We start from the raw sequence: 11476 nt of genomic DNA on the forward strand, positions 1-11476 counted from the left end.
GGCTTTAAGCTCGAGACGGTCTCGGGTGGGACCGCGGTCACCGAAACGATGATCAACTGTGTGACGGGGGCGACGGCGGTCGACCAACCGATCACCTCCCCCACGACGGTCAATGTCTTGGGGTTGACGTTCGGTTATTACGACGCCGGCGGGAACCAGGTCACGAACCTGAACACCGCGGCGTCCATCCGGACGATCCGCTTCGTCACGGTGACGGCGCAGGTGCAGGCGAACGCCGGGGCACACGGCCCGACCACACAAACATGGTCAACCAGCATCGACCTGCGCAACCCGTAGGCGGGAGGGACCCCATGCGTCCGTCAGAAAAAGGCTTTGTCACACTCGCGGCACTGCTGGACGTCGTGATCATCACCCTCATCGGGGCGGTTCTCATGACGAGCCTCTTTGGCGAGATCCAGGGAGAGTTCGGCTACAACGAGGCCGTCAGCGCCGCCTCCACGGCCGAGGCCGGGCTCCACTGGGCGGGCAACAAGTTGGCAGGGGCCTCCGCCACCACGCAGGTCTACCAGGGCAACACCAATCAGACGCTGCAGGCCGCCGGGGGACAGCAGGCCGGGGTCTTTGACGTCGGCGTCACCTGCGCGAACGGAACGGCCGTCGATACCGGGAGCGCGGGATGCTCGACCCTGCCCAACCAGCGCCTCGTCCGGGCGACCGGATACGTACCGTCCAAGACCGGGGCCCTCGGCAAGCGCACGGTCCAGGCCCTGGTGTCCCAGAACACCTTCTATAACAAGACGATCTGCGGCTACCAGAATGTGACCTTCGCCCAGGGCGTGACGATCCAGGGAGACGTCGGAAGCGAGGGAACCGTCAACCCAGACCTCGGCCTGCAGGGACCGTCCGGGAGCGCGGCCAACATCCAGCCGGCGCCAGGCGGGGTCCAGCCGGGCAGTGCCTACGCGGTCAGCTCGGTAAGTTGTTCGCAGGGGTGCGCCACCCAGGTCGCGGGATCGGTGAACAACAACCAGGCCGCCGGGACCGTTTGCCCGAACCTCGCCCAGGTCTGGAGCACCTACGTCTGCACCCCCGGAACCGCAACATTCAATGGAAGCGCGCTCACGATCACAAGCGCCAACAACAGTTGGAATAGCATCACCCTTGTGTCGGGGGGGAGCGTCACCTTCGTGACCGCCGGGCCCACCGACGTCCTAACGGTGAACGTGAACTCGATTACCGCCGGCAGCAATACGCAGTTTGTCCTTCAAGGGGGAGGCATCGTCCAACTGAACGTCAACAGCCAGCTCACGGTGGGACAGGGAAGTGGCTTCGGGCTCACGAGCTTCCAAAGCCCTCTTCCTAGTCCTGTCCCCACATCCGCCCTTGTGCCGGCCGGCCACCTGATCGTGCGGAGCTGCAACACGGGGACGCCTACGCCGGCGATCTGGTTCAACCAGACGGGCGGGCTTAGCGCGGTGTTCATCGCGCCGTACGGCAACGTCAAGATGGATCAGGCGCAGAACTCGCAGGGAGCGATCCTGGCCGCCAACATCACACTTGACGCGAGCACCGGTTTCGGGTTCGACGCGACAGCCAGCGCCGTCGGGTTCGGCTTCAACAAACTGCTATCCTGGCAAGACGTCCCGTAGAGGAGAGGCCTCAATGAAACGGTTGGTATGGTCGCTCGTTGCCCTCGTGGTGGTAGCCTCCTTTCCCCCGGTCCCGACTGGGGCCGCCGGAGGACTCTCTGATCGATTTGCCCATCCACCGATTCACGTGCGCGGGAAAGCCAAAACATCACCGATCTTCTACATGCCGTCTCAAATCCGACGGGCCTACGGTCTCGACAACGTGACCAGCGACGGGAGCGGTCAAGTCATCGCCATTGTCGATGCGTACGATGACCCCACCATTGCCAGCGATCTCCAAACGTTCATCACGCAATTCGGCTTGGGTTCGATGAACGGCCTGTCGCCCCAGACCGCGTGCACCGTGGCCGCGGGTCCTCATCCGTGCTTCCAAAAGATGTTCGGCCCGGGACCGACCCCCCAAACCAACTCGGGTTGGGCGCTCGAGATCGCGCTGGACGTGGAGTGGGCGCACGCCATCGCTCCCGGCGCCGATATCCTCCTCGTGGAGGCCAGCACCAGCTCGCTCTCCGACCTGCTCGGCGCGGTCGACGTTGCCGTAGGCAACGGGGCCAAGGCCGTGTCGATGAGTTGGGGCGGGCCGGAGTTCCTGACCGAGTCGCTGTACGACGACCACTTCAGTACTCCAAAGGGTGTGACCTTCACCGCTGCCTCGGGTGACAGCGGGTCCGGGGTCCTCTGGCCCGCGGCCTCGCCCTACGTCGTCGGCGTGGGCGGCACCACGCTGCAACTCGACAGCAGCAATAACGTCATCTCCGAAACCGCCTGGAGCGGATCCGGCGGCGGCATCAGCGTGGCCGAGAAGGAACCCGTCTATCAGACCAACTTCTTGGTGATGAGCGGAGGGGGCCGCGGCGTTCCGGATGTCTCTTACGTGGCAGATCCGAATACGGGCGTCGAAGTGTACGATTCGACTCCGTACAATGGCCAAATCGGGTGGTTTACGGTTGGGGGCACGAGTGTAGGCACCCCTCAGTGGGCCGCCATCGTCGCGTTGGCCGACCAGACGCGGCCGGCCGGGTCACAGCCGCTCTATACGACACAGACCAGCTCGCCTTTCTACTATGCGGCCAACGCGATGGTCTACGCGTCAAACTACCGGGACATCACGGTGGGCAGCAACGGCAGGCGGTCCTGCCGAATCTGTAGTGCCACCGTTGGGTACGATTTCGTCACGGGCCTAGGCAGCCCGCTGTCCAATAACCTTGTGCCGTTCCTGAGCGGGCATTAAGGATGGGGCGGAACCTCCGGCGCGCTCCTCAAGACCGCGCCGGAGGCTGCTCCCGCTCCCAGGGCCGCGCACTGAGATACGCCTGAAGGATCAACGACGCGGCGACCCGGTCCCGGACCAGGCCCCGCCGGTCCCGCCTGACACCCGCATCGCGAAGCGTGCGCTCGGCCGCCACGGTCGAGAGCCGCTCGTCCCACAGGTCCACCGGGACCGACACGATCCGTCGTAACGCCTCCGCAAAGGCTTCTGCCTGCTTTGCCGCCGGACCTGACGTTCCGTCCATGTTCCGCGGCCACCCGACGACGATGCGGCCGACCCCGTGGGACCCGGCGAGTGCGGCGACCGCGGCGAGATCTTTCCCGCGTTCGCGGTGGATGAGCGTGTCGAGCGGAGTGGCGACCGAGCGGGTCGGGTCGCTCAGCGCAAGACCGATCCGGCGGGTCCCGAGATCGACCGCCAGGATTCGGGTCAGCGGCGCCCCTCCGGGACCGCGGTGAGGGCCTCCCGAATCACCGCAGGGAGATCGTTCAACACGGGTCCGAGCAACGTGGGGTCTCCCCCGCCCCCCTGAGCCAGTTCGGGACGGCCGCCGCCTCGCGTACCGAGCCTGCGGTTGAGGACCGCCATGATCTTCTGGGCCGCCGCGCCCCGGGCCACGGCGCCTGCGGTCGCCATCACGACCACCTCGATGCGACCGTTGGCCGAAGAGGCCGCTACGATGACACCAGACGAGAGTTTGGGTTTGATACGGTCCCCCAGCGCCCGGAGCGCCGCCTGATCGGCCCCGGGGCTGTTGATCCCCACGACGGTGATGCCGTCCACCTCGGGGGCCTGGTGGATGATCGCGTCGAGATCCGGGACCGTCGCGCGGGCGCGAACGGTCTCCACCTCCGCCTCGAGCGTGCGGGCCCGCTGGGCGAGTTGCCGGACCCGCTCGGGAACCTCGGAGACCGGGACGCGGAGCACCCCGGCCGCCTCCCGGAGCAGCTCCTCTCGTCCCTGCGCCTGCGTCACCGCCCCCCGTCCCGACAGCGCCTCGATCCGCCGGATCCCGCTCCCAACGGACGACTCCGACGTGATCAAGAAGAGACCAATCTCCGCGGTCGTGCCGACGTGCGTTCCTCCGCACAACTCGCGGCTGTACTCGTCGATGGCGACCACGCGGACCGTATCGCCGTATTTTTCATCGAACAAGGCCATGGCGCCGGTCGCCACCGCGTCCCGGTAGGCCATGATCTCCGTGCGGACCGGAAGCGCGGCGAGCACCTGCTCGTTGACCCGGGCCTCCAGCCTCATACGCTCATCAGGGGAGACGGGCTTGAGGTGGAAAAAGTCGAACCGCAGCCGATCCGGAGCCACGAGCGAACCGGCCTGCCGGGCGTGGTCCCCGAGGATCTCGCGCAGGGCGCGGTGCAGGAGGTGCGTGGCCGTATGGTTGCGCATGATGTCTCGCCGGCGCGGCGCGTCGACGCGCAGGCCGGCGGTCTCCCCCACCCTCACCGTCCCCGCGGCCACCCGGCCGCGATGCACCACGAGCCCCGGGACGGGCCGCTGGGTGTCGGCGATCGCGACGACGCCGTCCTGCGTCCGGATCTCACCGGTGTCCCCCACCTGCCCGCCCGCCTCGGCGTAGAACGGTGTCCGGTCGCAGACGATCTCGACCTCGTCGCCCGCCGCGGCCGAAGCGACCGGATTCCCGGCGCGGAGCACGGCGAGCACACGGCCCTCTGCGTCCAGGGCATCGTACCCCACGAACTCGCTCGATATCCCCGTATCGCGCAGCGCCGCGTACGCGGCCCGTTCCTTCGCGTCGGATTGGAACGTCTCGGCCGCGCGCGAACGTTCTTGCGCTCGCGCCCGCTCCGCGGTGAACCCGGCCTCGTCGATCTCGAGGCCGTGCTCCCGCGCCACATCGCGCGTGAGGTCCGGAGGAAACCCATACGTGTCGTAGAGCCGGAACACATCCACCCCGGAGAGCACCGTCACCCCGCGGCGGCGGGCGTCGGCGATCAGATCGTCCAGCCGCCCGAGGCCGGCGTCGAGCGTCTGCTGGAACCGCTCCTCCTCCGCGCCGACGACGTCACGGATGAAGGGCGCATGGGTCCCAAGATCAGGATAGGCCCCCCGCATCGTCGAGACCACGGCGTCGGCCAAGCCGGGCAGCACCGGGCCCCGGGCGCCCGCGCGGCGCGCAAACCGGATCGCCCGCCGGATGATCATCCTCAACACGTATCCCCGGCCTTCGTTGTCGGGGACCACGCCGTCCGATGTGAGGAAGGTCATGGCGCGGCCGTGGTCCGCCAGCACCCGGTACGCCACCGTCTGCTCGGCGCGCTGCGCCACCGTGTGGCCGAGCAGGCGTTGAATGTGCACAAAGAGCGGGAGAAACAGGTCGGTGTCGTAGTTGCTCGGCACTCCCTGGATTACCGACACGATGCGCTCGAGCCCCATCCCCGTATCGACCCCGGGCTGGGGGAGCGGGATCCGAGTCCCCCCCGGCGCCTGATCGAACTGCATGAACACCAGGTTCCAGATCTCCAGCCACCGGCCGCAGCCGTTATCTAGCGCGACGCCGCAGTCGGGACGGCCGCACGTACACGCCGCCGGGCCCCAGTCGTAGTGCAGTTCGCTCGTCGGCCCGCACGGTCCGACGTCACCCATCATCCAAAAGTTGGTCGCTTCCCCCATCTGCACGATGCGTTCGTTTGGAATGCCGAGCGCCGCCCACGCGCCTGCGGCCTCGTCATCGCCGTCCAGGACCGTGTGCATGAGGCGATCGGGCGGAATCCCGAACACCGCCGTCACGAGCTCCCATGCGAACCGGATCGCGTCCCGTTTGAAATAGTCGCCGAAGCTGAAGTTGCCGAGCATCTCGAAGAACGTGTGGTGGCGTGGGGACGGCCCCACGTTGTCCAGATCGTTGTGCTTCCCGCTGACCCGCATGCACTTCTGCACGGTCGTCGCGCGCCGATACGGACGCCGTTCCAGACCCAAGAAGACATCTTTGAACGGGACCATCCCGGCGTTGGTGAACAACAAGGTGGGATCCCCCGCCGGCACCAGTGAAGCGCTCGGCACCCGCGTGTGTCCGTGGCGTTCGAAGTAGGCGAGGAACGCCTCCCGAATTTCGTCCGCGCGCATCACGACCCCGCCCCGGTCTCCCGCACCGAGCTCAGCAGATGCTCGGCCTCCGCGACGGCATCCGAGATCCCCTCGGCGGCGCGGTCGATCAATTCCGGCGTAATCACAAGCGGAGGCTCGATGCGGATGACGTTGGGGTTGTTGAGGGTATAGAAGGTGATCACCCCACGGCGCCCGGCCTCGGCCGAGGTCATGAGCGCATAGTCACGATGGGTAAACTCGAGCCCGAGCATCAAGCCGCGGCCCCTCACCTCCGCCACCACCCCGGGATGCCGCGCGCGGATCTCGTCGAGGCGCCGCGCGAACTGGGCCCCCAGCGGGTCGGCACGCTCGGCAAGACGTTCCTCCACCAAGACCTCGAGCGTGGCCAGCGCCGCGCGGCATGCCAGGGGATTTCCGCCGAACGTCGAGGAGTGGAGGTAGGGATCGCGTCGCATCCTCTCCCAGAGGTGGGGGCGGGCAACGAACGCGCCGATCGGCATCACCCCTCCCCCGAGGGCCTTCGCGAGGGTCATGATGTCCGGCACTACTCCGTCGTGCTCGACGCAGAAGATGCGTCCCGTTCGGCCCAACCCGGTCTGGATCTCGTCGGCGACGAGGAGCGCCCCGTGGCGATCACAGATCTCGCGCACCTGGCGGAGATACCCCGGGGGTGGGAGAATCACCCCGGCTTCGCCTTGGATCGGCTCGAGCATCACCGCGGCCACATCGGCCCGCATCGCGGCGTCGAGGGCGGCCGCATCGCCAAACGGCACGTGCGAAAAGCCGGGGACCAGCGGCTCAAAGGGTGTCTTGTAATAGTCGCGGCCGGTGGCCGACAGCGCGCCGAGGGTCTTGCCGTGAAACGCCCCCTGCATCGCAATGATCCCGGGGCGGCCGGTGGCCAGGCGGGCCAACTTGATCGCCCCCTCATTGGCCTCGGCCCCGCTGTTGCAGAAGAAGGCATACTGGAGATCGCCGGGCGTGAGCGCCGCCAATCGCTCGGCGAGCTCCGCCTGAGGCACGCTCGGCATCGTGCGGACTGACATCGGGATGCGCTCGAGTTGGTCCCGCACCGCCGCGAGCACCCGGGGGTGGCGGTGGCCGATATTGAAGATCGCCGGCCCGCACGCACAGTCGATGTAGGTCCGGCCGTGGACGTCCCAGACGAGGCACCCCTCGGCCGCCCACTCCACCGTCTCCACGCCGCCAAACTGGAACAGCCGGGCCAGGCCGGGGTTGAGGTACCTCCGGTACTGCTCGAGCGTCCGCGCGACCAGTTGGGTCCGCTCCGGCCCGTCCGGAAGCGCCACCGGCACGAACGGCCCCTGCTCAGGGCGATGAAGGACCATGCCGCACCTCCGGCGATTCGCTCGATCCCCGAGAGATCGCTGCCAGGGCCGCCTCGGCGCGCCGGACGACCTCGCGCGTCTCCTTGTACTTGATGCGGTCGAGAGCTTCCGCCACCGACACCCAATCGCACCGCACGAAGCCCTCTTCCCGCTGGGGATGCGTCTCCTCTCCGCCGAGAAACTCCATCAAATAGTAGTGCACGGTTTTGTCATAGTAGGTGTCCTCGGTCTTCCAGAAAAATAGGTACCGCTCTTCTCCCAGGTCCTGGACGATGCGGACGTTATGGAGGCCCGTCTCCTCCGCCACCTCGCGCAGCGCAACGGCTTCGGGAGTCTCCCCCGCCTCGATCGTGCCCTTGGGAAGCATCCACTTTCCGGCCTCGTGCTGCAGGAGCAGGATGCGGACGTCAGGCGCAGGAACCTCGATCTGGGGACGTCGATAGACGACCCCGCCGGCACTGTGAGCCCGTCTCACCTTCCGAGCGGGCTGCCGCACGCGCACGCTCCCTTCACCCAATCGGGCCCTGGTGGCTCAAGGGCCGGCGGCTCCGCAGCGCGCAGAGCCGCCGGCCCACAGGCCAGTCCCATCTCCCCACAATCGATCACACCACGCCACTATCATTCATCGCCCCAGCCGCCTCTGGCTGGGACGCGGCCGCCCGGGGGCTACTTGCGGAGGCCGGCGAATGGGGGTTAGTGGCGTTTGCGCCGGGCCGCGCGGCGACGCCGCTTCTGGCTCGGCTTCTCGTAATGTTCGTGCCGCTTCGCGTCGGTGAGGATTCCCGACCGCTTGACCTGACGTTTGAAACGCCGAAGCGCGCTGTCGAGCGTCTCGTCTTTTCCGACCCGCACTTCGGTCAAGAGCCACCTCCAGCGTGTCCGGCTGCGACCAATGCCGTCATTATACACGAGGAGCGCCCCCATCATCAACGGGCGCTCCTCGCGCGCCTGGCGCGTCGTGTGGAGGATTCGCGTTAGGGGGGCGTCGCCTCCCGCCACGTCGGCTTCGTGCCCTCGAGATGCTGCGACCCGCTCCCCACGACGTAGAGGTTCGTGGTCGGGAAGAACGGCGGTGTGAACCCCCGGCTCATCCGCGTATCGTAGGTGAACGCACGTCCGTACCCGGTCTGGATCTGGCCGGTGGATGGGTTGAACGTGCCGAAGGGGCCGTAGTATTTCTCGATCAGGCCACCGAGGAGGTTCACGCTCCCCCGCGGGCTCCCGCTGTTGTAGTTCTGCACGGTGACCGAGCTGTTGTAGCCGCTGGTGCTGTTGCCGGCCATCAGCACCGCCTGGATGATGAGGTTGTTGGGCGCGGACGGGCCGATGAGGATATCGCCGCCGGAGGCGTACACCCCCAGGACGTTGGTCGGGTTCGACGTCGGGTCGGACGGGTTGGGCGGAGTCTGGTACTGGATGTTGCCCGAGATCGTAATCGATCCCCAGGCCGCGATCGTCGTCTGCTCGTTCTGCTGCAGGGTGCCGCTCAGTCCGTTGACGTTCCCGTTGACGTAGATCAACGCCGCGTTGGGATTCCCCGGCCCCTGCCAGCCCTTCGGGACCCCGGTGAAGGTGCGCGTGGCCGGTCCCTGGCTTGCGCCGGGGCAGCCCCCGCCCGACGGCGGCGTGAGCCACGCGTTGCTCGACACGATCGTGTGGTTGTTCACGCGGTCGACCGTCACCGTCGTGGTGTTCGATCCCTGCACAAGGGTATACACGGCCGTATTGCCGGACACGCTCATCGTCATATTGGTCACGTTCCCTTGGACGAAGACCCCGCCCTTCATCGCATCGCCGGAGTCCGACCGGCAGTCGCCGTTTGCGTCGACGACCGGGACGTAGACGCCGTTTGGCACCGATCCGGATCCGGTCAGCTCGGGGATCGCACTCGTGACCTGCGCCGTCGTCACCGCGCTGGCGTCCGTGGGGTTCCGTCCGACGGCCACGCCTTCTTGGTTGAACGGGCTGCTGGGCAGCGGCACGCTGGACGCCCCCAAGGTAAAGTTGGCCGGCGTCGCGGACTGCGGGTTCGGATCCGGCGGGACGAGCGGTGCGTCGATCCGGGTCCCGCCCTGGACGTTCTCAGTGGTGGCGAGCTCGACGGGGCTGCCCGAGTTGTTGTACCACGCCTTCGAGCTCACGCTCTGGACCGTGCTGTTAAATGTCGGGAAAAACGCGAACCGGAACTCACCGTTGGTGTGGACCGGCCCGTTAAAGGAGGTGCTGTTGGTAAACCAGATCGGGCTGCCGGTCGGTGTGTTGTGGACGTCGGTGTACAGGGCATACAGGGAAAAGCTCTGCAGGGTCAGCTTGATGCTGAACGTGCCGGACAGTCTCACCTCGCGCTTGAACCGCGGCGAGATCTGCCCGTCGCTCGTCACCAGGTACCTGTAGAAGATCTCGTAGGCGTTGGGGGCCGTCAGGTGGACGCTGCACGTTCCACCGCCCGCACACGATCCGGCTGGATCCGCCGTCGGGTTCGGCCACAGCGTCACCGTGGCGGTGTACGATCCGGGACCGAGTGTATTCGCGGGCGTCCCGGACGTCTGCAGCTTCAGGTGCGAATATCCGGAGGCCCAGTTGACCTGCAACGTCTCGGACGTCGTCGACGCAGTCGCCCCCAAGGTGAACCGCTGGCCGTCGGTGACGAGGTAGTCGAGCACGCCGAACGGATTTTGCGACCCGTTCGCGCCCCCAGCGTACCACCCGGCCGCGGTGGTCGTACTGAGTGACGGGTCGATGGTCGTCGATCCGATCGGATACGCGTTCATGTAGGCCATCAGGGCCGCGCGGCCCGCGTAGCTCCCGCCCTCGGCAACGTACAGGCTCTCGTTCCCGGCCGCCCGGACGCCGCTCAGCGCAGTCTCCTTCCCGCTCAAGAACATCACGAGGGCCGCAAGGACGGTCAGCACGAGGATCATGGAGAGAAGCGAAAGCATCACCAGCCCGCGCTCGCCGCGACAGATCGTCCGGCCATACATGCCGACCGCCCCCTTCCCCATCACGGACACGAGGGAAGACCCTCACAATGCGCTCTCAGGGCCGCGTCTCCTGCGAGGTTGCGCGTCACGTTTCCGCTCGTCGTGGCGACGATGGCCCGGATCCGCGCGATCGTCGGCAACTGGCCTGCCGTCGGCGTGGAGCCGAGGGGGCCGTTGCCCCCATCGAAGTACGTAAAGGTGAGCCCGGTGCTCCCACCGCTCCCGACAACCAGATAGGCGAGCGTCGACGCCGGGTTCGCATCCTGCTGGCGGGTGACCACGCGATTCGTCGCATCATAGGCAAACGTGACGGTGTACGGGCTCACCGCCGAAAAGGGCGTGCTCACCGGGACCGAGAGCGTCACGGACGTCGCCGCCGCGCCGGTCACGCCGTTGGCCCAGCGCGACTCGTCGGCGATGTTGTCGAGCGCCGCGCGGATCTGGCTTTGGGACTGCATGAAGTCGTTGGTCTTGCCGGCCGACTGGGCGCCCCACACGACGAACTCGTAGATCCCGCCGATCACGGCGCCGAGCAGCGCCAGCATGATCACCATCTCGATGAGGGTCACGCCCTTCGCGTCTCGATGCACCCACGTCATCATCTGCTCGGGCCTACTGGGCATCGAGGATGGTCGAGAGCGTCACGAGCGGTGCGGTGTCGGGGTCTTGCGGGCGATAGACGTTGACCGTGATGGCGCTGAGCTTGAGGATATCGTCGGGCGTCACCGTCACGGACGCCTGGAATGTGTGTGGCGTCGGGTTCGCGATCCCGTTGTACGGCGCCGGGAGCGGCAGGGAGGTCCGGACGATGTCCGTGAACCCGACCATCGTGTAGGGATTTGGGCTGGCCTTGATCTGCTCCATGATCTGCATCGCGATGCTGGTCCCGGCGGCCTTCTCGTCCGACCGGTTCGCGTAGGTCATCCCGTTCATGAAGGCTTGGAGCAGGAACAAGGACACGCCGGCGAACAGCGTGAGCCCGACGATCAATTCTACGAAGGTGAACCCGCGATCCCCGCGGGTCCGGCGCACCCGCCGGCGCCCACTGCGGAGACTGGCCATGACCGCGCCCCCCCTTCCTCGTCCCCCCGACTGCTCTTCCCGCCGGGCGGTGCGGCCTGCCGGAGGCTCTCCGGCCCAAATAATAGAGCGCGGAGTCCGTTAAGGACCCCGCGCCCTGAT

Annotated in this window: 11 protein-coding genes; 3 read left to right on the forward strand and 8 right to left on the reverse strand. The window is 67.1% G+C overall.

Annotated features, from left to right (window positions below):
- The 3 genes from VFP86_10135 to VFP86_10145 all read left to right on the forward strand — a co-directional run.
- A partial coding sequence (locus tag VFP86_10135) for a hypothetical protein (protein HET8999993.1) occupies positions 1 to 297 on the forward strand: 297 nt, incomplete at its 5' end.
- Positions 298 to 311: 14 nt separating this feature from the next.
- Positions 312 to 1610: a hypothetical protein gene (locus VFP86_10140; protein HET8999994.1), complete on the forward strand. Its 1299-nt coding sequence runs from the start codon at positions 312 to 314 to the stop codon at positions 1608 to 1610.
- Positions 1611 to 1623: 13 nt separating this feature from the next.
- On the forward strand, positions 1624 to 2841 hold the full coding sequence (locus tag VFP86_10145; protein ID HET8999995.1) for a S53 family peptidase: 1218 nt from the start codon (positions 1624 to 1626) through the stop codon (positions 2839 to 2841).
- A gap of 28 nt (positions 2842 to 2869) precedes the next feature.
- Here VFP86_10145 and ruvX read toward each other — a convergent pair whose 3' ends face one another.
- The 8 genes from ruvX to VFP86_10185 all read right to left on the reverse strand — a co-directional run bounded on the left by ruvX (position 2870) and on the right by VFP86_10185 (position 11356).
- Positions 2870 to 3313: a Holliday junction resolvase RuvX gene (ruvX, locus tag VFP86_10150; protein ID HET8999996.1), complete on the reverse strand. Its 444-nt coding sequence runs from the start codon at positions 3311 to 3313 to the stop codon at positions 2870 to 2872.
- Positions 3310 to 5982 carry an alanine--tRNA ligase gene (gene alaS, locus VFP86_10155; GenBank protein ID HET8999997.1) on the reverse strand — a complete coding sequence of 891 codons (2673 nt, stop codon included), beginning with the start codon at positions 5980 to 5982 and terminating at the stop codon, positions 3310 to 3312. The genes ruvX and alaS overlap by 4 nt, the downstream gene beginning before the upstream one ends.
- The gene (locus VFP86_10160; GenBank protein ID HET8999998.1) at positions 5982 to 7313 is read right to left on the reverse strand and encodes an aminotransferase class III-fold pyridoxal phosphate-dependent enzyme; all 1332 of its coding nucleotides are present in this window, start codon (positions 7311 to 7313) and stop codon (positions 5982 to 5984) included. Before VFP86_10160 ends, alaS begins: the two co-directional genes overlap by 1 nt.
- The gene (locus VFP86_10165; GenBank protein HET8999999.1) at positions 7294 to 7809 is read right to left on the reverse strand and encodes an NUDIX hydrolase; all 516 of its coding nucleotides are present in this window, start codon (positions 7807 to 7809) and stop codon (positions 7294 to 7296) included. The genes VFP86_10160 and VFP86_10165 overlap by 20 nt, the downstream gene beginning before the upstream one ends.
- A gap of 197 nt (positions 7810 to 8006) precedes the next feature.
- Positions 8007 to 8174, reverse strand: coding sequence for a 30S ribosomal protein S21 (gene rpsU / locus VFP86_10170; protein HET9000000.1), 168 nt, complete (start codon positions 8172 to 8174; stop codon positions 8007 to 8009).
- A gap of 113 nt (positions 8175 to 8287) precedes the next feature.
- Complete coding sequence (locus VFP86_10175; GenBank protein HET9000001.1) at positions 8288 to 10315, reverse strand: DUF4900 domain-containing protein; 2028 nt, start codon at positions 10313 to 10315, stop codon at positions 8288 to 8290.
- A complete protein-coding gene (locus VFP86_10180; protein HET9000002.1) occupies positions 10315 to 10896 on the reverse strand; it encodes a type II secretion system protein in 582 nt (193 codons plus the stop codon). Before VFP86_10180 ends, VFP86_10175 begins: the two co-directional genes overlap by 1 nt.
- 10 nt (positions 10897 to 10906) lie before the next feature.
- Complete coding sequence (locus tag VFP86_10185; GenBank protein ID HET9000003.1) at positions 10907 to 11356, reverse strand: prepilin-type N-terminal cleavage/methylation domain-containing protein; 450 nt, start codon at positions 11354 to 11356, stop codon at positions 10907 to 10909.
- Positions 11357 to 11476: the final 120 nt, after the last annotated feature.

The organism is bacterium, from assembly GCA_035703895.1.
Lineage (GTDB): Bacteria > Sysuimicrobiota > Sysuimicrobiia > Sysuimicrobiales > Segetimicrobiaceae > Segetimicrobium.

Coding starts and splice junctions, on each gene's coding strand:
- VFP86_10140 (HET8999994.1), top strand. CDS start 312: ATGCGTCCGTCAGAAAAAGGCTTTGTCACACTCGCGGCACTGCTGGAC.
- VFP86_10145 (HET8999995.1), top strand. CDS start 1,624: ATGAAACGGTTGGTATGGTCGCTCGTTGCCCTCGTGGTGGTAGCCTCC.
- alaS (HET8999997.1), bottom strand. CDS start 5,982: ATGCGCGCGGACGAAATTCGGGAGGCGTTCCTCGCCTACTTCGAACGC.
- VFP86_10160 (HET8999998.1), bottom strand. CDS start 7,313: ATGGTCCTTCATCGCCCTGAGCAGGGGCCGTTCGTGCCGGTGGCGCTT.
- VFP86_10175 (HET9000001.1), bottom strand. CDS start 10,315: ATGGGGAAGGGGGCGGTCGGCATGTATGGCCGGACGATCTGTCGCGGC.
- VFP86_10180 (HET9000002.1), bottom strand. CDS start 10,896: ATGATGACGTGGGTGCATCGAGACGCGAAGGGCGTGACCCTCATCGAG.
- VFP86_10185 (HET9000003.1), bottom strand. CDS start 11,356: ATGGCCAGTCTCCGCAGTGGGCGCCGGCGGGTGCGCCGGACCCGCGGG.